The organism is Chryseobacterium taeanense (assembly GCF_900099685.1).
Lineage (GTDB): Bacteria > Bacteroidota > Bacteroidia > Flavobacteriales > Weeksellaceae > Chryseobacterium > Chryseobacterium taeanense.
This window is the reverse complement of sequence record NZ_FNDW01000006.1, coordinates 30,419-55,366: the sequence shown is the minus strand read 5'-3', so window position 1 is coordinate 55,366 and position 24,948 is coordinate 30,419. Positions and strand designations below refer to the sequence as shown.

Annotated in this window: 16 protein-coding genes; 10 read left to right on the top strand and 6 right to left on the bottom strand. The window is 38.8% G+C overall.

What is annotated here, in order from left to right:
• Positions 1-129 precede the first annotated feature (129 nt).
• Positions 130-480 carry a hypothetical protein gene (locus tag BLR30_RS09845; protein ID WP_089857702.1) on the top strand — a complete coding sequence of 117 codons (351 nt, stop codon included), beginning with the start codon at positions 130-132 and terminating at the stop codon, positions 478-480.
• A gap of 18 nt (positions 481-498) precedes the next feature.
• Here BLR30_RS09845 and BLR30_RS09840 read toward each other — a convergent pair whose 3' ends face one another.
• A complete protein-coding gene (locus tag BLR30_RS09840; RefSeq protein WP_089857701.1) occupies positions 499-3,198 on the bottom strand; it encodes a hypothetical protein in 2,700 nt (899 codons plus the stop codon).
• 30 nt (positions 3,199-3,228) lie between these two features.
• A complete protein-coding gene (locus tag BLR30_RS09835) occupies positions 3,229-4,026 on the bottom strand; it encodes a DUF2797 domain-containing protein (RefSeq protein ID WP_089857699.1) in 798 nt (265 codons plus the stop codon).
• Positions 4,027-4,113: 87 nt separating this feature from the next.
• Between BLR30_RS09835 and BLR30_RS09830 the strand changes: the two genes are divergently transcribed.
• The 8 genes from BLR30_RS09830 (at position 4,114) to BLR30_RS09795 (ending at position 16,714) form a co-directional block, all read left to right on the top strand.
• On the top strand, positions 4,114-5,136 hold the full coding sequence (locus tag BLR30_RS09830; RefSeq protein ID WP_089857696.1) for a GDP-mannose 4,6-dehydratase: 1,023 nt from the start codon (positions 4,114-4,116) through the stop codon (positions 5,134-5,136).
• A gap of 142 nt (positions 5,137-5,278) precedes the next feature.
• Positions 5,279-5,500, top strand: a complete 222-nt coding sequence (locus BLR30_RS09825) for a DUF2795 domain-containing protein (protein ID WP_027382805.1) — start codon at positions 5,279-5,281, stop codon at positions 5,498-5,500.
• Between the two features lie 125 nt (positions 5,501-5,625).
• A complete protein-coding gene (secA, locus tag BLR30_RS09820) occupies positions 5,626-8,700 on the top strand; it encodes a preprotein translocase subunit SecA (RefSeq protein WP_089857693.1) in 3,075 nt (1,024 codons plus the stop codon).
• A 149-nt stretch (positions 8,701-8,849) separates the two neighbouring features.
• The gene (locus BLR30_RS09815; RefSeq protein ID WP_089857690.1) at positions 8,850-11,018 is read left to right on the top strand and encodes a TonB-dependent siderophore receptor; all 2,169 of its coding nucleotides are present in this window, start codon (positions 8,850-8,852) and stop codon (positions 11,016-11,018) included.
• A 44-nt stretch (positions 11,019-11,062) separates the two neighbouring features.
• A complete protein-coding gene (locus BLR30_RS09810) occupies positions 11,063-12,268 on the top strand; it encodes a PepSY-associated TM helix domain-containing protein (protein ID WP_089857688.1) in 1,206 nt (401 codons plus the stop codon).
• Positions 12,265-14,382 carry a TonB-dependent receptor gene (locus tag BLR30_RS09805; protein ID WP_089857686.1) on the top strand — a complete coding sequence of 706 codons (2,118 nt, stop codon included), beginning with the start codon at positions 12,265-12,267 and terminating at the stop codon, positions 14,380-14,382. Before BLR30_RS09810 ends, BLR30_RS09805 begins: the two co-directional genes overlap by 4 nt.
• 64 nt (positions 14,383-14,446) lie before the next feature.
• Positions 14,447-15,658 (top strand): PepSY-associated TM helix domain-containing protein, encoded by a 1,212-nt coding sequence (locus BLR30_RS09800; RefSeq protein ID WP_089857684.1) that lies wholly within the window; start codon positions 14,447-14,449, stop codon positions 15,656-15,658.
• 87 nt (positions 15,659-15,745) lie between these two features.
• Positions 15,746-16,714 (top strand): ROK family protein, encoded by a 969-nt coding sequence (locus tag BLR30_RS09795; protein ID WP_089857682.1) that lies wholly within the window; start codon positions 15,746-15,748, stop codon positions 16,712-16,714.
• A gap of 557 nt (positions 16,715-17,271) precedes the next feature.
• Here BLR30_RS09795 and BLR30_RS09790 read toward each other — a convergent pair.
• The 3 genes from BLR30_RS09790 to BLR30_RS09775 form a co-directional block, all read right to left on the bottom strand.
• Positions 17,272-18,003, bottom strand: a complete 732-nt coding sequence (locus BLR30_RS09790; protein ID WP_089858299.1) for a DNA-binding domain-containing protein — start codon at positions 18,001-18,003, stop codon at positions 17,272-17,274.
• A 25-nt stretch (positions 18,004-18,028) separates the two neighbouring features.
• The gene (locus tag BLR30_RS09785; RefSeq protein WP_139164615.1) at positions 18,029-20,032 is read right to left on the bottom strand and encodes a beta strand repeat-containing protein; all 2,004 of its coding nucleotides are present in this window, start codon (positions 20,030-20,032) and stop codon (positions 18,029-18,031) included.
• 1,328 nt (positions 20,033-21,360) lie between these two features.
• On the bottom strand, positions 21,361-21,972 hold the full coding sequence (locus BLR30_RS09775; protein WP_089857676.1) for a hypothetical protein: 612 nt from the start codon (positions 21,970-21,972) through the stop codon (positions 21,361-21,363).
• Positions 21,973-22,231: 259 nt separating this feature from the next.
• Between BLR30_RS09775 and BLR30_RS09770 the strand changes: the two genes are divergently transcribed.
• On the top strand, positions 22,232-23,470 hold the full coding sequence (locus BLR30_RS09770) for a phage integrase SAM-like domain-containing protein (protein ID WP_089857674.1): 1,239 nt from the start codon (positions 22,232-22,234) through the stop codon (positions 23,468-23,470).
• 914 nt (positions 23,471-24,384) lie between these two features.
• On the opposite strand, the gene BLR30_RS09765 is transcribed toward BLR30_RS09770, so the two are convergent.
• Positions 24,385-24,831 (bottom strand): GatB/YqeY domain-containing protein, encoded by a 447-nt coding sequence (locus BLR30_RS09765; RefSeq protein ID WP_089857672.1) that lies wholly within the window; start codon positions 24,829-24,831, stop codon positions 24,385-24,387.
• Positions 24,832-24,948 lie beyond the last annotated feature (117 nt).

Below are 24,948 nucleotides of genomic sequence, written 5' to 3'. Positions count from 1 at the left end.
ACTGCAAAAAGCATACCCAATTGCCGCTTTAAATATATAATTTTTGTTAACAAATAAGGAATAAATAAAAATACCACATTAAAAAAGCGAATGGTTTAATTATTGCATTTTTAGATAAAAAATATTATTATGGAAGACACAGGAAATATTGACAAAATGACAACATTGAGTCAGGTAATGACACGACTTGCTCAAAGAGGCATTCACAGAGAATTCAGAATGAATGAAAGTGGGGAAGTAAAATTAGATAATTCTGAAAAAACATATCAGCCTGATGATCTCACTATTATAAAGACTTACCGTTTTGAGGGAGCAAGCAATCCCGACGATAATGCGGTATTGTATTTGATAAAAGATTGTGACGCAAATATGGGTATTATCATAGATTCTTATGGCGCGGAAAGTAATCATCCTAAGGAATTCGACAATTTTCTCCGAAAAGTCCCTATTCTCGAAAGCGACGAATTTGATTTTGATTAATATAAAAAAGCCCGGAACTTATTCAGTTTCGGGTTTCTCTTTTTTCCTGAATATTCCTTTTAAAAAACCTTTCTTTTCCTTGTCACTTTTCCCTTTCTGCTGAGATTTTTGCGGATCTTTTTCCTCAGGAGTCTTCTTCATAGCCTGTCCTATTTCTTTGGCAGACTCCTTCATTTCCTTCACGTCTTGTTTTACATTTTTCACCGTAGAGACAGTTTTATCTGCTGTTTTTTTTGCTTTGTCAATATTAATTCCGATCAGTGTTTTCTTTAATCCCTGCTCGATCCCTTTCCAGAAAAGGTTAAAGAACGATTTGGTAGGATCTCTTTCTACATCCTCTACATCGACATCTTCAGGAAGTTTTCCCGAATCTGTTTTTACGAGAAGATTGGCAATAGCAGTAAGGAACCCTTTTTTTTCTTTATTTTCTTTATCTAAAATAGCCACTTTCAAATCCTTATGCTTAAGGTTGAATTTCCCGTTCAATCCCTTAGGGTTTCCTCTGAAATTAAAGAGCATTTCCTGAATGGTTCCTGTAGCGGTAACGTGAAGATATGGGCGGATAAAAGGGTTAATTCCTGTAGCAGGAAGATTGGTCGTTCTCCCTGAAATGGTAAAGTTATCTCCCTGATCGGCAACATCAAAACCCCAATTTACAGAAAGTGGAGCCATATTCATAAAAGAACAGTTGATTTTAATGTCAACTTTTGTCGGTTTGCCCTTCATTTTTGCAGAGTTTAGGTTTGCAACATTCATATTAAAATTACTGAATGTCAGTTTTCCCGGCCCTGCACTTTTAGGAGTATCTTCCTCATATTCCAATTTAGAATCTTTAAGTATAAGATGGTTCACAACCATCGGAATTTTAATGGAGCGCAACATTCTTGAATACAATGGTTTTTCTTTCGGATCATCTTTCGGAATCTTGCTTCTGAAAATATTGGCATCCGCATTCTGAATCGTAACGTTAGAAGCTGTTATTGATTTCTGAGCAGAAAATAAATCCCAATTTCCATTTGCTGTAATCTGATTCGCTGTAATATCATACAAATCTCTTTCTACAGGAATCATCTTAATAAACTGACTTCTGGAAACTCGCGGTTTCATGGCAAAATTGGTCACTTTGATATTGCTTTGATCTAGCTTTAAAAAATCTGCCGTCATATTATATACCTGTGTCTTGTAAACGAAGCTTTTCGTTGAAAGAGAATATCGGTGTATTTTCGTCTCAATTCCTGAATGATCTTTTTTGGAAACTAATTGAATATCATTAATCGTCGCATTAAGATCAATAAAACTAAGTGGCTGATTATTTTTTTCATACGTAATATCCGAATGTTGCAAAACAACTTTTCTGATGAGAATCGGAAATTGAATTCCGTTTAAGTCTGGTTTTCCGGTGCTTTTTACTTTTGCCGTACCGGCTGTGATCTTTCCTTTGATACGATTCAGAAGAATGTCTTTTACATCAAGATTCATTTTTTTATCAACAAAATCCCATTTATTAATATTAAATCCTATATAATCGGCAACAAGATCCATTGATGTTTTCTCTTGTGCTGTTCCGTTCGGAGTAATCGAAACACTTCTTATCTCCCCTTTTTTAGGTGTTAAATGAATACTGCCAAATGTAAAATCCTGATGATTGGAAAACAAAACATCTTTTCCGGAAATCTTAAAATCTTTGTATCCTACAGGAATCATCTCTGTTCGTGTTTCTTTATCAAATTTTAGTTGACTGATTTCTGCATTAAGTTCGTTTGCATACAGAAGTTTATTGCCGTTTGGTTTTATGATCTTCACCGTAGCATTCTTCAATAGTATATTATCTAAATTCAGTTCAAAATTTAAAGATTTTTTGGGCTTAACAGGAGTGGCATTTGTGGTGTAAACTAAAAGATCAGGATCGTAAAAAACCGCATTGCCCAAAGAAACTTTATTCTTCTTCAGAACCACATCTTTAAATTCTATTTTTTTAATGTTAAACTGGAAAAGCTTATTTTTTTTAGGGTAATACTTTTTAAACTGATCAAAATCCAGTACGGGAACAAGCTGAAAATTATCTATAGACATTTGTCCGTTTGAAGTCTTAATGGAATTAATTCTTAAAGCATAAATATTATCGGGACGTATAAAAAAATTCTTTCCTTTAATATAATATCTATCAAAAACAACAGGAAGTTTATCTTCAACGGATTCTTCAGTGAGCTGCAGGTTTTCTACATAAAGGTAAAGGTTCTGAACGGAAACAAATTTTTGTTTTGTATGCCTGAATATACTGATATTTCCATCATTAATTCTGATATTTTCAAAACGGACAGGATTTCTTTTCTTGCCTGTTTTATCATCCACAGGTTTGGCCAGAATTACATTGAGGTTTGGTTTTGAAAGTAAAAGATCTGATGAGCTGATCTGTTTATTGAAAAGCGCATCATAAATTCCGAAACGGCTTATTTTCAATGTGTCGATAGTCCCCTGAAGCCCAATTAGGTTTGTATTTTGAGGATTTTTACTGTTGACTGATATTTTTGTAGCCAGAATATTTCCGGACAGCAGGTCTACCTCAATTTTTTTGTACGAAACCTTGTAGGCGGTATTGTTTTTAATGTATTTCGGGAGCTGGGTTTTAAGCCAGATATTAAGTCCGAAATTTGCCAGTAAAATAATCACCAGCAGAATTCCCAGACCGAAAAACAGCTTTTTAACCCATTTTTTCATGTTATTTATTTTGTTTTATTTGCATAAAGATTAGTTCTTTATACCGAGTTCAATCACATACCCTTCATGCCCCCTGATATTGATAAATTCTCCGCCGTCAAAACCTAGATACTGCCCTTTAATGCCAGTCAGTTTTCCGGTAAATTCAGGTCTTTTATCGAGAGTAAAAGATGTTACTTTATCTGGTTTTTCATAAGGGTAATCCAGTTTCCACAAATCTTCGCCTTCACTATAAAACTTCTGAAAATCTTCAGGGAAATACTCTTTTATTTTCCGCTGAAAATCTGCTAGGTCAATATCGTCTTCAAAATCATCCTGAAGCATTTTTTTCCAGCTGGTTTTATCGGGAACGTGTTGTTTGAGCGCAACTTCTATCATTCCTGCTTCATACCGGTTTTCGGTTCTCGCAATAGGCAGAGCAAAAGTCGCGCCTTGGTCGATCCATCGCGTGGGAATTTGTGTATTTCTCGTAACACCCACCTTTACTTCCCCTGTATAAGCCAGATAAACTGTATGAGGCTGAAGCTGAATTCCTTTTTCTACTTCCAGATCCCGTTCTGCAATTCCCAGGTGTGCGGTAGAAAGCTCAGGGCGGATAATCGTATCACTGGCATACGGACTTTCAAAAAAACAGTTTTTGCAGAAACCCATTCTGTAGATCGGTTTATTTTGTTGGCAGTTTACACACTGAAATCCGATATGTTTTATAGTTAATTCCTTCCCGAAGAGTTCGTTCATATGAATGAGATCACCCGAAAGGTTGAGATAATATTGAATCGGCTCGTCGTTGAAGCTTGTCATTTTTAAAATTTGTCCCTGAAACTGCATATTAATGTAAATTACTTTTTCAAGTAAAATTAATGATTATATTTTCAAAAAATAAATTTATATTTTTGTCACAAATAAAAGTCACGAATGATTTATCTAGTCACTGGCGGAAGCGGATTCATTGGTTCTCACTTGGTTGAGCAATTGTTAAAAAAGGGACATTCTGTCATAAACATTGACAATTTTGATGATTTCTACAATTATCAGATAAAAATTAAAAATACTTTAGCGTCAATTGGTAAAAATTCGGATTTTAAGTTTTCTGATAAAGATAATGATATTCGGGAATTGGTTTCCATTTCAAAATCAGATAATTACATACTTTATTATCAGGATATTCGTGATAAGTGTGGGCTGGAAGAAATATTTAAAAAACATAAAATTGATTTAATCATCCATCTTGCCGCATTAGCTGGTGTTCGTCCATCTATCGAAAGACCATTAGACTATGAAGAAGTCAATATTCGTGGAACCATGAATCTTTGGGAATTATGTAAGGATTTTAATATTAAAAAATTTGTTTGCGCTTCATCTTCAAGTGTTTATGGAAATAATGAAAAGATTCCTTTTTCTGAAACCGATAATGTAGACAATCCGATTTCGCCTTATGCTGCCACCAAGAAATGTGGTGAAATTTTAGGACACGTGTATCATGATCTATATAAAATCGATATGATCCAACTGCGGTTTTTTACAGTTTACGGCTCCAGACAAAGACCAGATCTTGCCATTCACAAATTCACAAAATTAATCTCTGAAAACCAAGAAGTACCTTTCTACGGCGACGGAACCACCTCAAGAGATTATACTTATATCGATGATATTATTGATGGGATAACAAAATCAATTAGTTATCTGGAAAACAATTCAGACATTTATGAAATTATAAATCTTGGAGAAAGTCAGGTCATCAGCCTTCATGAAATGCTTTCAACTATTGAAAATGAATTGGGAAAATCTGCCATCCGGAAAAATCTGCCAATGCAGCCAGGGGATGTTCTTAAAACCAATGCAGATATCACAAAAGCTAAGACATTGATAGGCTATAAACCTGACACAAACTTCCAAAATGGCATAAAAAAATTTGTGGAATGGTTTTTGAGAAAATGACCTCAAATAAGGTTGCAGGAGATAGATCTAATGGTTTCTGCATATCTAAATGAACAAAACTTAATAAAAAGAATTGAAAATCAGGTATAAAAAAGCGTATAATATAAGCTATTTTTATACTTTTGCAAAAAATTAGAAAATTATGTACTGGACATTAGAATTAGCTTCATATTTAAGTGACGCACCTTGGCCAATGACAAAAGCAGAACTTATTGATTACGCAATCAGAACTGGTGCACCTATGGAAGTTGTGGAAAACCTTCAGGCAATCGAAGACGAGGGTGAAATCTATGATGCAATCGACGAGATCTGGAGCGACTATCCTACGGACGAAGACTATCTTTGGAACGAAGACGAATATTAATCAAAGCATTAAGCTTTAGGCCTGGCTTAGAGCTTTTTTGCCCTTTTTTATACATCAATTTTACACGATAAGCGTGTTATTAAAACGCTTAAAGCATATCGCTTTAGGCATAAAGCAAAAAATTTATGAGTTTTTTAAACAAAGTTCTTAAAGGGTTTTTGGGAGACAAAAAAGCGCAGGACCTAAAAGAAGTAAAAAAAGTTGTAACAAAAATCAAAGCTGTTGAACCGACTATTCAGGAATTATCTGATGACGGTTTAAGAGAGAAAACTGCTGAGTTTAAAGAGAGCATCAAATCTGCAACCAGCAAAATTACCGCTCAGATAGAACAGATACAAGAGCAGATAAAAAATTCGAAGAACGTAGACGAAAAAGAAGCGCTTTTTTCAAAAATTGAAGCTCTAAAAAAGGAATCATACGAAATTGAAGAGAAAGTTCTAGGTCAAATTCTTCCCGAAGCTTTTGCATTAGTAAAAGAGACGGCCAGAAGATGGGCTCAAAATGGGCAAATCCGCGTAAAAGCAACCGATTGGGACAGACAGTTAGCTGCCGCAGGCAAAGACTTCTTAGAGATTCAGGGAGATGATGCAATCTGGAAAAACTCTTGGGATGCTGCCGGAACTCCTGTAAATTGGGATATGGTACATTACGATGTTCAGTTCATCGGAGGGGTGATTCTTCACAGTGGTAAAATTGCTGAGATGGCAACCGGTGAGGGTAAAACGTTGGTAGGAACACTTCCTATTTTCTTAAATGCTCTTCCTGGAAGAGGGGTTCACGTTGTAACGGTGAACGACTACCTTGCTAAAAGGGACTCGGCTTGGATGGGGCCCTTGTACCAATTCCACGGAATGTCGATCGACTGTATTGATAATCACCAGCCGAATTCAGACGGAAGAAGAAAAGCTTATAATTCAGATATTACTTACGGAACCAATAACGAATTTGGTTTTGACTATCTGAGAGATAATATGGTGACTTCACCTTCAGAACTGGTGCAGAGAGAATTAAACTTTGCAATCGTTGATGAGGTTGACTCTGTATTAGTAGATGATGCAAGAACGCCATTGATTATTTCAGGACCTGTTCCTCAGGGAGACAGACAGGAGTTTGATGTGTTAAAGCCTTCTATCGACAGAATCGTTGAAGTACAGAAAAAAACTGTTTCTGCAATTTTTAACGAAGCCAAAAAGTTAATTGCAGCAGGAAACAACAAAGAGGGGGGATTCAAATTACTTCAGGCTTACAGAGGTCTTCCCAAAAACAGACAGTTAATTAAATTCTTATCGGAAAGCGGAAACCGTGCATTGCTTCAGAAAACAGAAGCGCAATATATGCAGGATAACAACCGTGATATGCCGATCGTAGATAAAGACCTTTACTTCGTTATTGAAGAAAAAAATAATCAGGTAGATCTTACAGACAAAGGTGTTGAATATATGTCTCAAGGTAATTCTGATGCCAATTTCTTCGTACTTCCGGATATCGGAACTGAAATCGCTGAGCTGGAAGCTAAGAATTTATCCAAAGAGGAAGAATTTGAAGCTAAAGAAAAACTTTTCTCTGATTTTGCAGAAAAATCTGAAAGAGTACATACCATGAGCCAGTTATTGAAAGCTTATACATTATTTGAAAAAGATGATGAATATGTTGTTATCGATGGTGAAGTAAAAATCGTTGATGAGCAGACAGGCCGTATCATGGAAGGAAGACGTTACTCAGACGGACTTCACCAGGCTATCGAGGCTAAAGAAAACGTGAAAATCGAAGCGGCTACGCAGACGTTTGCAACGATTACCCTTCAGAACTATTTCCGTATGTACAATAAACTCGCGGGGATGACCGGTACTGCTGAAACGGAAGCTGGTGAACTTTGGGAAATCTACAAACTTGATGTTGTAGTAATCCCGACAAACCGTCCGATTTTAAGACACGACAAACAGGATTTGGTTTATAAGACCAATAGAGAAAAATACAATGCCGTTATTGAAGAAATTGAAAAATTAACAGCAGCGAAAAGACCTGTTCTGGTAGGTACAACGTCTGTTGAGATTTCTCAACTACTTTCAAAAGCTCTGCAATTAAGAAAAATTCCTCACCAGGTTCTTAACGCGAAACTTCACAAAAAAGAAGCAGAAATCGTTGCAGGAGCAGGACAGCCGGGAGTTGTTACAATAGCAACCAACATGGCAGGTCGTGGTACCGATATTAAGCTGACTAAAGAAGTAAAAGAAGCAGGTGGTTTAGCGATTATTGGTACAGAAAGACACGATTCAAGACGAGTTGACCGACAGTTAAGGGGTAGAGCAGGTCGTCAGGGAGATCCGGGAAGTTCCCAGTTCTATGTTTCACTGGAAGACAATTTGATGCGTCTTTTCGGTTCTGAAAGAATCGCTAAAATGATGGACAGAATGGGACATAAAGAAGGTGAAGTTATTCAGCATTCCATGATTTCCAAGTCTATCGAAAGAGCACAGAAAAAGGTGGAAGAAAACAACTTCGGAACAAGAAAAAGACTTCTTGAGTATGATGACGTAATGAATAAGCAGCGTGATGTAATCTATAAAAGAAGAAAGAACGCTTTATTCGGAGATCACCTGAAATATGATATTGCAAATATGATCTTTGATGTGGCAAATTCTATTGTCACAAAAGGAAGAGCTACAGGAAGTTATAAGGATTTCGAATATGAAATAATTAAGACATTCACGATGGAATCTCCGGTTTCTGAAAATGATTTTAAATCTAAAACCATTCAGGATCTTACGAATATCTTGTTTAAGGCTGCTCAGGAAGATTACCAGATGAAACTGAATCTGCTGAAAGAAAAATCATTCCCGATTATTGAAAACGTATATCAGAATCAGGGTTCGATGTTTAAAATGATTCAGGTTCCATTCACCGACGGTCATAAGACAATGACGATTGTAACCGATCTTAAGGAAGCTTATGAAACACAATGCGACAGCTTAATTAATGATTTTGAAAAGAACATCACCTTATCTATCATCGACGAGAACTGGAAATTGCATTTACGTGAAATGGACGACTTGAGAAGATCTTCACAGGGAGCTGTTTACGAGCAAAAAGATCCGTTGGTAATCTACAAACAGGAATCTTTCCACCTATTCAGTGAAATGATCGATAAATTGAATAAAGAAATTATCTCATTCTTGTATAAAGGAGAAATTCCAGCGTAAGAATAATAATTCAATATATAGAAAAGTCGCTTCAGAATGTTCTGAAGCGGCTTTTGTTATTTCATGGATATTAATTTTATGATAAATATCAACCCGATTATTTATTTAGAATAATTAAAAACAATATATTTGCAGAAAATTTTAGTTTCATGAAAAATGTACTGATCTGTGCGTCACTATTGGGTTCTATGCTGACATTTGCTCAGGAAAAAGATACAATTAAGTCAAATGATATTGAAGAGGTTGTTGTAAATGGTAAATATTATAAGAAATATGTTGAGAAGGAAGGTTCATCATCATTGCGTCTAAATGAAGAACTTATAAAGGTGCCTCAAAATATTTCAATAATTACTAACAGAGCCTTGGAGGACCAGCAGGTGACTACAATTTCGGATGGACTTTTAAGAAATGTGGCAGGAGCTCAAAGATTGGAGCATTGGGGAGAAATGTACTCAAGAATTAACATGAGAGGATCTCGTGCAGGTGCTTTTTTTAACGGAGTGAATGTGACATCAAATTGGGGTCCGCTATCTGAAGATATGAGCTATGTTGATCATATCGAATTCGTAAAAGGACCAGGAGGATTTTTAATGTCGGCCGGAGAGCCTAGCGGAATATATAATGTCGTTACTAAAAAGCCTACAGGAAACCCATTCAATGGTTCTGCAAGGGTAACATTAGGGAGTTTTGATATGTATAGAGCAGAAACGGACTTAGATAGCAGATTGTCTAAAAAAGTTTCAGTTCGTTTAAATTTAATGGGTTCACAAAGAAATAGTTTTAGAGATTATGAATTTAATAACAGATATGTTATAAATCCTTCTGTAAAAGTTGAGTTGACAGATAAAACAACTTTAACTGCAGAATATATCTATCAAAAAGCTAAAATGTCTGAAGTGGGTTCTGCGTATGTATTCTCTACTGAAGGTTATGCTACAAGACCTGTGAATTATACCCATACAGATCCCGGAATTATGCCTTCAAATATGGAAGATCATACCGTGAATGTAAATTTACAGCATCAATTTAATAAAAACTGGAAATTAACAACTCAGGTTACTTATCTTAATGATTACACGAATGCAAGCGACATTTGGCCAGATGCTGTAAATTCAGATGGCACAATGATTAGAAGACTTTCTTATTGGGAAGGCTCCAATGTCATGAAATTCGGACAGGTTTACCTGAATGGATACGAAAAAACAGGAAAAGTTTCACACAGAATTTTAGCTGGGTTAGATTTGGGAAGTAAAAAATATTTAGCCGACTGGAATTATTCTCATGTTTTGGATGCAACACCATTCAATACTAATATTCTGACATATCAGCCTGTAACGAATGGATATGGATATGAAGAGTGGATTGAGCGAATTAATAGTTCTCCTTTAAACCAAAGAGCAACGCCGGGAGGAACGATTGACCAAAATTATTCTGGTGTTTATTTACAAGATGAATTAGGATTTCTAGAAGACAGATTGCGTTTAACAGTTGCTGCAAGATATACCAACATTAAACAAAACAATTACGGAGATACTTTTGAGGCAGATAAAATTTCTCCTAGAGTAGGTTTAAGTTATTCTATTGATGACAATACTTCTGCTTATGCCCTATACGACCAATCTTTTACTCCACAATCCGGTTTGTTCAGAGATGGATCTACCGCAAAACCTTTAACAGGAAACAGCTATGAAATAGGATTAAAAAGAGATTGGTTTAACGGAAAATGGAATACAACATTGTCGCTCTATAATATCAGAAAAGACAATGCGATCAGCAGAGATCCGGCAGATCCTACCTCTAAGTACTCAATCCTGGACGGCAAAACGGGTGTTCAGGGTGTGGAGTTTGATTTGAAAGGGGAAGTTGTAAAAGGGTTTAATGCAATCTTCAATTACGCTTATACGGATAATGAATATAAAGAAGCAATAACTTATATTGATCCTGCAACAAATACTCCTAAAATACTTCATAATGAAGGTGATAAAGTGGCAGGCTATGCAAAGCACACTCTAAACGGTTGGTTAAATTATACATTTACAAATGGTACACTAGAAGGATTTGGCCTTTCATTCGGAGGGAGTTATTTAGCCGACAGAACTTCTTGGACATGGGATTCTACAGGAACAACTAAACCAATGAATGATTATCTGAAATTTGATGCTGGTGCTTCTTGGGAAAATTCAAAAATACGTGTAAATCTGAATATTTTTAATGTATTCAACAGATATTTATATTCCGGAGCAAGTTATGGTTCATATTATTACTATCAGGCAGAAGCACCAAGAAACTGGAGGTTCTCAATTTCATATAAATTCTAACAACATATCAAAAGTTAACCCCTCAAAAGGTTAACTTTTTTCTCATGAGAAAGAAGCATCATCATAAAAAGAAATCTTCTTTTACCAAAAAATGGTCTGCCAAACTGCATTTGTGGTTTGGCTTATCCGTTGGTTTGATCGTTTTTATTGTTTCGCTTTCCGGGACGATATACGTTTTTAAAGATGAAATTCAGAATCAGCTGAGGAAAGATGTCTTGTATGTAAAAGCTGAAACAATTAAGCAAAAGCCGATTCCCATTGAAGTTTTAAAAGAAAAAATCACTTTAGAACTCAATGAAAAGGGTCCGTTAACTTCCGTTGAAATCCCTCTGGATAAAAACAAATCCTATGAATTTCTCTACTACGAAAAAGATAAAAAGGCCTGGAACTATTTTGATGAAGTAAAAATCAATAAGCTGGTATATGTTAATCCTTATAATGGTGAAATTCTGGATGTTTACAACGAGAAATACGATATCTTTCCTATCCTGAAATCCATTCATTGGAGTTTATTGTTAAAAACAGATTGGGGAAAATATGTGGTGGGAATTCCCGTTGTACTTTTCATCATCATGCTGATTACAGGCATTATTCTCTGGTGGCCGAAAAATAAAAAAGCAAGACAGGGACGATTTTCATTCGACTGGAAAAATGTAAAAACATGGAAACGTAAAAATTATGATCTCCACAACGTGCTGGGATTTTATGTTTCATTCATTGCATTGGTAATAAGTTTATCCGGAATTTACTTTTCCTACCCTTGGGTTAAAAACATTTTCAACTTCACCTTATCCGGGTCATTGGAAGTTTCTAAAGAAAAATCAATGCAGTCGCCGGATTCACTAATGGCAAAAAACAATTCCGTTTTTGATCTCACGGCACAGGAAGCAAGAAAACTATATCCAACGTATTCAAGCTTCAGAATGCCTTTAAATGGGAAAAACAAGAAAGGAAAAGAATTAAAAAATATTCCGGTCACTGTTTATGGACAAGACGGAAGATTTGCCGTCAGAAGTCAGCTTTTCTTTGATAAATATTCAGGGAAACTATTGATGAACAGATCTCATCAGCAGCTAAATACGGCAGAGAAATATGCTAATGCCAACTATGACATCCACACCGGATCATACTTCGGCATCTTCGGAAAAATCATTTGGTTCATTGCTGGGCTTATATGTACCTCATTACCCGTAACCGGATTTTTAATATGGCTTGGTAAAAAAAAGAAAAAAGGAATTAGAAAAACATGAAAAAGATCATCTTATCGGTAGCTGCTTTAGCTGCAACGACAATTACTGCACAGCAAAAAGATTCTCTACAGATTAAAGACGTAGATGAAGTTGTACTTACAGCTTCCAGAAAAAGAGAAAACATCAAAGAGATTCCCAGCTCTGTAACGATTGTAAATCAGAAGCAGATCCAGTCGCAGCTGACTGTAAACTCCGATATCACCAATATATTACAATATACTGTTCCCAGTTTGGCTACAAGCTCGGGAATGACCACCAATAGCGGACAAACCCTGAGAGGAAGACAAGTCTTGGTACTGATCGACGGAATCCCACAGTCTACTCCCTTAAGAAACGGTTCAAGAGACATACGATCTATTGATCCATCAGTAATTGAAAGGATTGAAGTGATTAAAGGTGCCACGTCAATTTACGGAAACGGATCCGACGGAGGAATCATCAACTACATTACCAGAAAAGCAGGGAGTGACAAGACTATTTCTGGACAATCCCAAATAGGAATTACCGGACAACTTTACGGAGGAACCCTGGGTTTTAGAGCAAGCCAGTTTTTAGCAGGAAAAATTACTTCGAAATTTGATTACGCTGCATCCATGGCGTATGAAAAGACAGGATATATGAAAGATGCCGACGGAATCAATCTCAGCCCTACTTCAAGCCCGGCCCGAATGAATAACTACAACGGAATGCTGAAACTTGGCTACGATCTGAATGAAAATCAAAGAATAGAAGCCTCCTACATCGGGTATGCCTCCAAATCGGATCTTGATCTTGGACTTAAAACAGGAAAATACGGAGTTACTCCCACGATTGGTGAAGGATCAGCGGCCAATCAGGGAACGACCCCGCAGGGAACACCGAGAAATCATAATTTCAAAATAAGCTACGACAATAAAAGAATATGGCAGGGGACATCATTGAATGTAAACCTGTATCTGCAAGATTTCAGGACAGTGTATGGCTATAGCGATACTTTCCTGAACGGCGGACAGTCAAACGTTATTTCAAAGAAAAAAGGAGCAAGGTTTAATTTAGACACCCAACTTTGGAATGCGCAGAACTCACAGGGAGAAATTATTTACGGGGCAGATATTTTAAATGACAAAACCGTTCAGAAACTTGAAGACGGAAGATACTGGACTCCGGATATGGACATGACCAATATTGCTCCCTTTATGCTGGTGAAAGTTGATTTATTTAAAAAACTCATCCTGAAAGGAGGACTACGTTATGAAAATATAAAAGTAAAAGTAGGCGATTTCAATACACTTTCCACCATTAAAAACGATGGAACATTTACCAAAAGTATTTTCGTAAAAGGCGGCGATCTGGAATACAATGCATTAGTAGGAAATATCGGATTCCGTTATAATATTAATCCTGAAATCAATCTTTTCGGAAGCTTTTCACAATCCTATTCTATCAATGAGCTGGGGAGAATCTTAAGAACATCAACGTCAGAAACCATCAATAATCTTGAAACGAAGCCAATTATCGTCAACAATTACGAATTGGGCGCAACCGGGCAGATCACCAGATGGCTCAATTATGAAGTGACTTCTTACGTGAGCACCTCAAAGCTGGGCGCTACCTTCATTCAGAGTCCCGATCGGGCATTGATGATTCAGAGAGCTCCGGAAGTGGTATATGGTGTGGAAGGATTTTTACATTTCAATCCGGCAAGGTGGATCAATTTCGGAGGAAGCTACAGCTGGATGGAAGGTATCACCTCTCCCAAAGATGACGGAGATTATTCAACGAAAATCAACAACAGCAGAATTTCTGCGCCGAAGATTTTAGCCTACATTCAGGTAAGGCCTCTTCAGAACTTATCTGTAGGCGTAGATATGCTTCACGCTTTTGAGCAGGACCGGTTTCAGCCGAATGCCAAGACAGGACTGTACGTTTATGGTGAAGGAAGAGTTCCCGAATACACGATCTTCAACCTTAAATCCAGCTATGAGATTAATAAAAACTGGAGAATCGCTGTAGGAATCGAAAACCTTTTCAACAGAATGTATCAACCGGCAATAGCCTGGTGGGCAGCGAGGGACAGCGATTTTACCAATGCTCTGGGCATGAGAGGAACCTTTATGCTGGAATATAAATTTTAAAATAACTATTTGTAAGTGTTCTAAATAAACTTAAAGGCTTATCTTTGCCAGACTTAAAGATTTTATGAGAAAAAAGCATCATCATAAGAAAAAACCAAGCGCTTTTAAAAAATGGACAGGCAAGCTTCATTTGTGGTTTGGTCTGGGAATCGGGTTTTTAATCTTTATCATTTCCATTACAGGAGCTTTGTATGTATTCAAAGATGAAATTGAAAACTTTACCCGTAAAGATGTCATCTATCACCATGAGCAGAATATCGATCAGAAGAAAGTTCTCCCGATCCGTGTGCTGGAAAAGGCTGTTGTAGAGCAGGTAAAAGAAAAGTATCCTGTACATTGGGTGAATATTCCCATCGATAAAAAAATGTCGTATCTCTTTTACTGGTACGAGCACGACCCTAAAGGCTGGAACTATTTCGATGAATTTCCGATCTATAAAGTTGCCTACGTAAATCCTTACAACGGAAAAGTCTTACGAACATACGATGAGAAAAACGGCTTTTTCCAGATTGTCAAAATGATTCATTGGAGTTATCTTCTGAAACAATCCTGGGGAACGTATCTGGTGGGAATCCCGGTGATTATATTTATCATCATGCTCATTTCCGGAATCATCCTCTGGTGGCCGAAAAATAAAGCCGCAAGAAAACAGCGCTTTTCTTTCAAATGGCAAAATGTAAAAGGCTGGAAAAGGAAAAACTATGACCTTCATAACGTTCTAGGTTTTTATACTTCTATCTTTGCACTCATATTTTCAATAACAGGGTTGTTTTATGCTTTCTTTGTCGTTCAGGCAGCGATTTACTTTATCTTTTCGGGAGGAAAGACTGCTTATCCTGATTTCTCATCCATTAAGACCAAGGCTCCGATCGAGTTGAGAACCGAAGGAACGTTGGATAAAATCAGCAATACCGTTAAAGCAAAATATCCTGATTCCTATGGATTTTCCATTGATCTCGGACATGAACATATGGACGATCACGAGCATCCGAATTTTGAAGTCTATGTGAAACATTTATCTTACTCTTATCATAAAAGCAGCAGTCTTATTTTTGATGAAAACTCTGGCGAATTGCTTCATACTCACGACATGAAAGACAAAAATTTCGGTGAAAAAGCAGTAGGAGCCAACTACGATATTCACGTAGGAGCTATTCTGGGGCTTCCCACAAAGATCATCGCTTTTTTGGTGAGTCTCATATGTGCTTCATTACCAGTGACTGGCTTCATGATCTGGTGGGGAAGACGGAAAAAGAAGAAGGTAAAAGCAACATAATATTTTTTTTAAAGAAAATGCTGCTTAATCGTCTAATAATAATATCTTTTTTATAATTTTAACCTTTTAGAATTATTAAGAAGAAAAATGTCATTAGTAGATTTGTCAAAAAACGTTGCGCTGGGAATTGATATCGGCGGTACGAACACAAAATTCGGAGTGGTAAACCACAGAGGTGAAGTTTTGGAAAAAGGAAATATCCGAACCGATGCCTATCCTACCGTAGAAGAATATATTGATGCTTTATACGAGGCTGTTCATCCCCTGATCGAGAGCCACGGAAAAGAAAAAAACTTTGATGGGATAGGAGTAGGCGCTCCAAATGCCAACTACTATACAGGAACCATAGAGCAGGCACCCAATCTTCCATGGAAAGGAATTATTCCTTTTGCGGAACTGATAAAAGCTAAATTCGGACTGCCCTGTACCATCACCAATGATGCCAATGCTGCCGCTATAGGAGAAATGCTCTTCGGAGCAGCAAGAGGCATGAAGGATTTCATTATGATTACTCTGGGAACAGGCGTTGGAAGCGGTATTGTTGCCGGTGGCAAACTGATCTACGGACACGACGGATTTGCAGGAGAATTGGGGCATACCATTGTAAAGCCGGGCGGAAGAAAACACTGGAGTACAGGTTCTGAAGGCTGTCTTGAAGCCTATGCTTCTGCAACCGGAATTTCCATTACCGCAAAAAAAATGCGTGCCGAGTTCCCTGAATCTATGCTGAATCAGTATCCCGAAGAAGCCATCAATTCTAAAACCGTACACGAATGCGCATTGAAAGGCGATCCTATCTCCATAGAGGTTTTCAGATATACCGGGCAGAAATTAGGAGAAGCGTTGGCCAATTTTGTCATGTTCTCATCTCCTGAAGCCATTCTGCTTTTTGGCGGAGTAATAAAAGCGGGTGATTTTATTTTAAAACCTACAAAACTTCATATGGAAAGAAATCTACTTCCTATTTTCAGAAATAAAGTGAAACTGGTTTTCAGTGAACTGGATGAGGCAGATGCCGCCATTTTAGGGGCAAGCGCCCTGGTTTGGGAGAAATAAAATTGAAAGCTTCGACTCCGCTCAGCCACTCTCCCCAAGCCCTCCAACTACAAGGTGGCTGAGCGGAGCCGAAGCCACCTCAAGCTCCGTCATTCTACAACTTTTTGTCGTTTTATAGGAATTCTCTAATCATAATACACAAACACATTCACCCTAAAACCCTCAAACTCTCTCACTCAATGGTGGCTTCGACTCCGCTCAGCCACCAAGATTTTCAGTGTAACGCGAGCCTTCGAGTTACCTTAGACTCCGCCATTCTATAACTTTTGTTGTTTTATACGAATTCTCTAATTATTATACATCAACATACACAACGTTGGCTGAGCGGAGCCGAAGCCAAAACTCCGGCCGGGAAGATTCCCAACCGGAGTAACACATGATGAAAATACCCATTCCAATGATGGGTTGCTTGTGCGCTGATAAGAGCCTTACGGTAGTACGGCATAATCTGCGTACGGTCAACACACCCACACTCGGGCGGTCAAGACACCCTTGACCGAGCGGTCAACGCACCCTTGATCGGGCGGTCAACGCGGTGTTGACAAATACACCTGTTCTTACATTACAGTAAGCACTTTATCTAGGGTAGCTGTTCGCGGTTCTTTAAGAAGAGCGCCCTGCGTAAACTGCGTCACCACTTCCAAATTGTAGGTACCAGCCGGTAATGCTGGAATCACCACCATAAGCTCGGAGGGATTGTTCGTTACAATATCGAACGCCTCTACCATTGTTCTGTCTTGTGTAGCGGTATTGATGAAATAAACTCCCCGCGTAGGGTTATCGCCCATGATTTTGATCTTGCTGCCCACAATCCTCAGATTTCTGCCCGGAGTGAGAAGATCATTAACAGAGCCGCTCTTCATATCTGTTACCTGCAAGATCACCGCAGAAGCTTCTGCTACGCCAAGGATTTCTACCTCAATGTTTGAAATCTCAGCCCGTAGCTTTTCTCCCTGGTTAAACTGGAAGATAATACCGTGCTTCTCTTTGTTAAAGGTCTCAGACGGGCTGTCGAATACCCCACGGATAGTAGTGCTTGCGGTAAAATATCCGGTATTGACTGAAAAACCATCGCATAGCTGGTACGCCATTTCTTTAAGAAACAGCTCTGTCGCATGCTCCATTGCCGAAGCGGAAACATCTGCCCCACCACGGCTGGCAGCAGCTTCACATATCTGCTTTACAGAAAGGGAACGCTCGCTTGCCGTACGGGCAATGAAATCGTTGGGATTGTCTTTGGTTAAAGTGTTGTCGTAGAGATACGCTTTGATTTTGTGTAAGATTGACATTGTACTTTGTTTTTTAAATTGTTTATTATTTATATCGGGTAATGGTAAATAATCCATATATATTGTTATGACCTGCTCCATCATTCGCAGACATCATTGACCAAGTTGCAATGTAAAACTGTACACTCCCATCCGTAGTGTTATGAATTAAAATGTTCGAGTTTAGATATTCGCTATTGGAATTTGTAATTATATTAAAACCATCATTACCATCTATTTGGTAGCATACAGCTCCTGCGGCCAACCACATTCCTGCCCCTAAAGTCATATTAGCATCTCCTGTTGAAAGAGCATTCAAACTGTAAAATATTGGTAAAGATGAAGTGTTTATAATTTTGGGAGCATAAAAAGAACCTGAATACCCACCAGAAGCAAAATCCATCCTCAATGCTCCGTTAGGTCCAAAGTTCACAAATCCATTTGTACTTCCTGCCGCATCTGATAAAAGTTTATAATTTACATTTTGTGTATTGTTTACTGCTCTTCCATTCATCCAGGTACGATTAATTCCAGTTGATGCAACTAGAAATGAAGACGTTGGTACTGTGATCACTGCTGTACGTGTTTCTCCAATATTGAGATCTGTAGCAGAAGAAGTACCTCCATCTCCCTTCAGGCTTGTCCATTGCGATCCATCCCAATAATACATTCCTGTGCTTTTAAGAGATCCGGCTCCTGTATTGTACACTAATAATCCTGCAGTTGGAGAACTAATGGTTGTGACATCTGTTTTGCTGTTAAGTGCTACTCTTGGAGGAAGAAAACCTTTATTAGTAGAAGCCACTTCTAATGCTGCACTGGCATCCGGACTGCTCGTTCCGATTCCGACCTGTCCATTGTCTTTGGCAACAAAATCGGTTCCTGCTGCTCTTGTTGTACCATCTGCTTTGGTTCCTAATTTTACAATACTGTTGGTGGTGTCATTGATCCACGCATCGTTGGTGGTATCTCCTGCTGTAGGTGCCCAGGCTGTTCCGTTCCAACCCAGTACCTGTCCTGATGTGGCGGACATCTGGTTAAGCTTTGAAGCTGTTACTGCACCATCTGCTATTTTAGCAGAAGTTACTGCACCGCTTGTAATAGTAGGGGCAGCAACAGGTCCTGCTAAATCTCCTGCCAGTTGTATAATCCCTTTTGTCGTTGCCGTAGCATCATTCGCTGAAAAAGAAGTTCCTGTAAGCGTTAAACCACTTCCCGCTGTGTACGTGGTATTGGTATCTGTATCCGCAGCAGGTTCCCAGGCACTTGTGGTAGTATTGTATTTTAATACCTGCCCATTGGTAGGCGCTGTGGAAGAAACTGCCTTATTCTGTATTTTAGCCACAGTCGGTGAAGCTGCCGTTCCTGCTAAGTCTCCTGCTAACTGTACAATCCCTTTGGTACCTGTCGTAGCATCATTCGCTGAAAAGGAAGTTCCTGTAAGAGTGAGTCCGTTTCCTGCGGTGTACGTAGTATTGGTATCCGTAGGTGTTACCCATGTTCCGTCTCCTCGTAAAAAGGTTGTCGCAGTCGCTCCTGCGGGAAGCTTCGCTACGGTTACTGCATTATTGGCAAGGTGTGTCGTGGTAACTTTGCCTGCACCTATGGAAGTGGCTCCGGTATTGGAAATGGTAACATCTCCTGTCGGACTTACGGCTGTGGCAACGTTAGAGGCACTTCCTACATAGATGTTTCCGCTGGCAAGCGAAGTGCTGACTGCATTTCCTGTCGAGATTTTCTGCCAGTTCGTTCCATCGAAATAATAATATCCCGCAGCGGTAATATTAGCTGTTGTACTTATAGGAGATGAGTCAGCGGAGGTAGCATAGATGATAAGTCCTTTCTGGTTTGATCCGTAAACTCCTGCTGCTGTCGCGGTATGGATATTACTACCGGATAATTGAGGGATAATGAGTCCTTCCGGTTTGCTGCCGTCAGTGGTTTTGGCGGTGATATCGAGGGTTGCTTTTGGGGAAGTATTATTAATCCCCACCTGAGCGAATGCTGTCATGCTGAGCAGCAAAGCGGCGGCTGTAAATAAATGTTTCATTGTTTTGTATTTATGAGTTTGTTATATTTTTTTGATGACTTATAATGTTGCGACTATTGTAACACGAAGCCCACAAAGATTTTTTTTTAATATGTTCTGTTTTTAAGTTTCACAAAGGCGTTGCACTTATAAGGGCTCGCTGAGTCTATCGTCACTTCGAGTAGACTTTGTAAAAGTCGTATCGAGAAGTTTATAAGCTTGAGGATACATTTCATTCTCGATACATTTTTTCTTCACTTTGTTACGAAAAAACACTCGAATTGACGACGAATCCAATACCCAAAATTTAGTTTCCTTACCCCTCCGGTTGTCATCCCGTAGGGACCTAAGCCCGAATCTTTCCATGCTACTGTTACAAGCTATGCCGAGATTCGTCACTTCGAGTAGACTTTGAAAAAGTCGTATCGAGAAGTTTATGAGTTTGAGGATACATTTCATTCTCGATACATTTTTTCTTCACGTTGTTACGAAAAAACACTCGAATTGACGACGAGTCCAATATCCAAAATTTAGCTTCCTTACCCCTCCGGTTGTCATCAGTAGGGATCTAAGCCCGAATCTTTCCATGCTACTGTTACAAGCTATGCCGAGATTCCTAACGAAATGACAAAGACTTGTAAAATGCCGGTGACTGAGGTTCTCGAAGTCACATCCTCTGCATCAGGCGTTTCGCTTATAGAAGCTCGCTGAGTCTATCGTCACTTCGAGTAGACTTTGTAGAAGTCGTATCGAGAAGTTTATGAGCTTGAGAACACATTTATTCTCGATACATTTTTTCTTCACCTTGTTACGAAAAAACACTCGAATTGACGACGAACCCAATATCCAAAATTTGGTTCCCTTACCACTCCGGTTGTCATCCCGTAGGGATCTAAGCCCGAATCTTTCCATGCTACTATTACCAGCTATGCCGAGATTCCTGCGGAAATCACAGATTCGACGTAGTCAATGACAAAGACTTGTAAAACGCCGGTGACTGAGGTTCTCGAAGTCACATCCTCTGCCTCAGGCGTTGAACTTATAAGAGCTCACTGAGTCTATCGTCACTTCGAGTAGACTTTGTAGAAGTCGTATCGAGAAGTATATGAGCTTGAGAACACATTTATTCTCGATACATTTTTTCTTCACTTTGTTACGAAAAAACACTCGAATTGACGACGAATTCACAATTGCTATCTGAAATGCTTTGCCGAGATCCCTACGGGATGACAAACGAAGTGGCTCGTGAGTGGATAATGAATGATAAAACGTTACTCAGGAAAATCAAAGATTTTCAAAAGCTTATGTGTTCTATTTGTTTTCAAAGCTGTAACCTTCTCTTATATGACTTATGTGTTAAAAACTTTTGTGCCTTCAGATAGAAGTACAGGCGGAGGGCGAACGAAATGATTGATGGTAATATTTGTAATCTGAAATGGATAAAGTACAATATTTATAAGCTTTTTTCTATCCCTGCCTGTGTCAGGAAGTTGAGGGAACACGGGTTTTATGACTTTCTGTTGTAGCTTCAGGGATGAAGATGCTGTCAGCACGGCCGGCGAAGAAGAATTTTCGGAGCTGCTGAAATGAGACGTTTCGCAGGAGGGCGTAATCTTGGAAGACGGGCTAAGGCTGCCCGAAGTATATTTTTTGGAAGTTCCTTTTTTTATTGCCGGGTTTACGGCATTGTGCCGGGCGAGCGGGGGAGGTGTGCGTGGTGTTGGGTTGTCGCCCGGAACTGCCGCAATAATCGTAAGAGATTGTTCGCCGCAAATAAAAGCACCCTCTGTAATGCAGATCCCGGAAGAGATGTCGCCCGGAGACTGAGCCCATATAGATCCTGCGGTAAGAAATCCCAGCAGGAACAATATCCTCAGGAGTATCTTAGGGGAACGTAGTGGCAGGAAAAAGGCTTTCATTTGTGCTTTCATCGGGGGTGTTCTTAATAAGTAGTCCAGCATAGACTACTTTTGTTATTTAACAGGTTGTAATAGAGATTTAATATTGAATTTTGGAGAAAACCATATGGTACAGAGATGAGGCTTTCTTACCCATTTGTAAAAACAAACTCATCTCATGTAAGAAAATAAAGAATTAGAAAACAATATGTTAATTATTTGAGGATAATGATATTTTTTTTACATTTGTTGCGAAAAGTAGTCTATGCTGGACTACTTTTTATGTTAAATTTGCATAGGATAAATCGTTAAATTTTAAACTATGGAAATTCACTACTCTCTCCCCGAGCATTGGGAGACGAATGATCTTCATCTGACAGTGAGTGATCCGGCCAGCAATACCAAGCTGCGTTTCAGGACCTACCTGCAAATAGATAGAGACGATTGGGATTTGTACAGGCAAAGGCCCAAGAACATTTACCTGAAAAAGTATAAGATAATCAACACGAAGCTGGATATCATCCGGGTTCGCATCAGGGAGATGATCGAAAGCAAAAAAAACACCCTGTCTCACCGAAATCTTGCAAGAACCATCAAAGGCATCAGTATGGGAAATAACCATAAGTATGCGCAGGACTCCTTCCTGGGGTTTGTAGAAGAGTACATCAATTCGCGGAAGGTATTCATCTGCTATTCTACCTACAAGCGGTATATGGTATTCTTCAGGCTTCTGCAAAGATTCCAGGGCATGGTCGGCAAAACACTTACGGTGGATGATATTAACTACCGGTTTGTCGGAGATTTTATACACTTCGGAAAGGATGAAGAGTACAGCGAAAACACGATCTTCCGAAGCATACACTTCGTGAAAACCATCCTTAATTTTATTGAAAGAAAGGGGCTGCGAACTTTCGTCCGCGAGCTCGAGATCCGAAGAGATTCCAGACGACGCGAGGTGGTTACCATCTCAGAAGACGAGATCGACCGCATCAGAAAGTGCCCGGTGCCTGCAGGACTTCGGACTGCCAAAAACTGGCTGCTTATCAGCTGCTACACAGGGCAGAGAGTCTCCGACTTTATGCAGTTTACCACTGACAAACTGATTGATGTTAAAGGAATTTTATGTATTTCTTTTACGCAGCAGAAGACCCAGAAAGAGATCACATTGCCACTACATCCTGCGGTAATGGATATTCTTCGTACAAACGGTGGAAATTTTCCTGTGCCTTTACCTCCTGTTGTCTACAACGATCAGATCCGTGAGATTGCCAGGCTGGCAGGATTGAGCTGCCAGATCAGGGCTAAAAAGAGAATAGGACACCGTGTAAAAGCAATCATTACCGAAAAATGGAATATGATTACCAGCCATATCGGAAGAAGAAGCTTTGCCACCAATTTCTACGGTACGATCCCTACGTCGCTCCTTATGGAGGCTACAGGGCATTCTACCGAGCAGATGTTCCTGAAGTATATCAACAGAATGGACAATGCCAGAGTGGTGTCTCTAAGCGGCTATTTCGACCAGAACTATGAATTGAACAAAGGATTAACGGCTATTTAGAGCCTTGTCTTTTGTAATTCATACAAAGGCTGAATTATAAGGTTAAAGAGTAGAAAGACTGATGATAATGGGGAAGATGGAATGAAGAGGAATATCGCAGAAAATCTAAAAGACTCTACAAGAAGAAAATGGATGGAAAATGATAAGGCTTTAGAAAAGATAAAAGAGATGAAGAAAACTGTCATGATAATAAAAGAACTGTCTGCATATAACATATAAAAAAGATTAACCTTGTTATATATAAATAGGGTGTTGTACTGTTGCAAATCTAAGTGCTATTAGAGCAATAAGTTACATTGGTTACTATTTAAAAACAGCTTCTGGAATTATCAGAAAAGATCTTTCTCTCCGCAATCATCAGCTTTTATTTTCCAGTGTAAAGATATTTGAAAATATACCTGTTTTTGCTACCATATAATTTGAGAGCAAATACTGAAGGGTGTATGTAAGAAAGCCAAACGGTTTACTATTAAGATTATCAGGCGCAGATAAATAATTATCTCGCTCCTGGTGGGAGCTTTAATAATATACAAAGTATAAGATTGTTATAAAAACAGGTATGGAATCCTCTTTGAATTTACTGCTGAAAAAATAAATTTTCGTGCTAAGTGGCGGTATAGTATAGGGATATATACAGTGTAAACAGTTTTTTATGGTTCCATGTAATTCTGATAAGATAACCATTCTTTTTTTGATTATGATTTCAGAAAAAACCGGCTTTCTACGATCGTAACCTAGAAATAGGCAAAATAAACTTAAAAAATTATTTCTTAAAAAAGCCCGGAACTGAAAAGTTCCGGGCTCTTTAATCAAATCGATATGCAAAGGTTGAATATCCTTATAAAATTGTTGATGGTTTTTGGTTAACACTTGATGGTTTTAAGGCCTGTCAACCAACAACCGTCAACCAACAACTAGGAGAGCAGTCTTTTCGCCGTCTCGGAAATGCTTTTCCCGTCAGATTTTCCGGCTAAAGACTTAGAAGCTGTTGCCATCACTTTACCTAAATCTTTTATTGATTCGGCTCCTGTTTCGGCAATGATTTTCTTCATTTCAGCTTCCAGCTCTTCTGCAGAAAGCTGCTTGGGAAGAAACTGCTCGATAATCTTCATCTGTGCTTCTTCCACTTCCGCAAGGTCATTTCTTCCCTGTGCGGTAAACTGGTCGTAAGAATCCTTACGCTGCTTCACCATTCTCTGAAGGATGGCGATCTCCTGATCCTCGGTTACTTCCGCATCGCGGGCTTCCGTTTTTAGTAATAATATCTGCGATTTCACAGCACGAAGAGAATCCAAAGCCACTCTGTCTTTCGCTCTCATTGCTGTTTTTATCGCTTCGTTTATGGTGTTTTCTAGGCTCATTTTATTTGCTTTAGGCTTTAGGCTTTAAGCAGTAAGCTAACGGTGCGGCTAAAATGCCTGCTGCCTACTGCTTATTGCTTACAGCAATTACTCTACATCTTTTATTGCTTCGCTATG

Coding starts and splice junctions, on each gene's coding strand:
- BLR30_RS09845 (WP_089857702.1), top strand. CDS start 130: ATGGAAGACACAGGAAATATTGACAAAATGACAACATTGAGTCAGGTA.
- BLR30_RS09840 (WP_089857701.1), bottom strand. CDS start 3,198: ATGAAAAAATGGGTTAAAAAGCTGTTTTTCGGTCTGGGAATTCTGCTG.
- BLR30_RS09835 (WP_089857699.1), bottom strand. CDS start 4,026: ATGCAGTTTCAGGGACAAATTTTAAAAATGACAAGCTTCAACGACGAG.
- BLR30_RS09830 (WP_089857696.1), top strand. CDS start 4,114: ATGATTTATCTAGTCACTGGCGGAAGCGGATTCATTGGTTCTCACTTG.
- BLR30_RS09825 (WP_027382805.1), top strand. CDS start 5,279: ATGTACTGGACATTAGAATTAGCTTCATATTTAAGTGACGCACCTTGG.
- secA (WP_089857693.1), top strand. CDS start 5,626: ATGAGTTTTTTAAACAAAGTTCTTAAAGGGTTTTTGGGAGACAAAAAA.
- BLR30_RS09815 (WP_089857690.1), top strand. CDS start 8,850: ATGAAAAATGTACTGATCTGTGCGTCACTATTGGGTTCTATGCTGACA.
- BLR30_RS09810 (WP_089857688.1), top strand. CDS start 11,063: ATGAGAAAGAAGCATCATCATAAAAAGAAATCTTCTTTTACCAAAAAA.
- BLR30_RS09805 (WP_089857686.1), top strand. CDS start 12,265: ATGAAAAAGATCATCTTATCGGTAGCTGCTTTAGCTGCAACGACAATT.
- BLR30_RS09800 (WP_089857684.1), top strand. CDS start 14,447: ATGAGAAAAAAGCATCATCATAAGAAAAAACCAAGCGCTTTTAAAAAA.
- BLR30_RS09795 (WP_089857682.1), top strand. CDS start 15,746: ATGTCATTAGTAGATTTGTCAAAAAACGTTGCGCTGGGAATTGATATC.
- BLR30_RS09790 (WP_089858299.1), bottom strand. CDS start 18,003: ATGTCAATCTTACACAAAATCAAAGCGTATCTCTACGACAACACTTTA.
- BLR30_RS09785 (WP_139164615.1), bottom strand. CDS start 20,032: ATGAAACATTTATTTACAGCCGCCGCTTTGCTGCTCAGCATGACAGCA.
- BLR30_RS09775 (WP_089857676.1), bottom strand. CDS start 21,972: ATGCTGGACTACTTATTAAGAACACCCCCGATGAAAGCACAAATGAAA.
- BLR30_RS09770 (WP_089857674.1), top strand. CDS start 22,232: ATGGAAATTCACTACTCTCTCCCCGAGCATTGGGAGACGAATGATCTT.
- BLR30_RS09765 (WP_089857672.1), bottom strand. CDS start 24,831: ATGAGCCTAGAAAACACCATAAACGAAGCGATAAAAACAGCAATGAGA.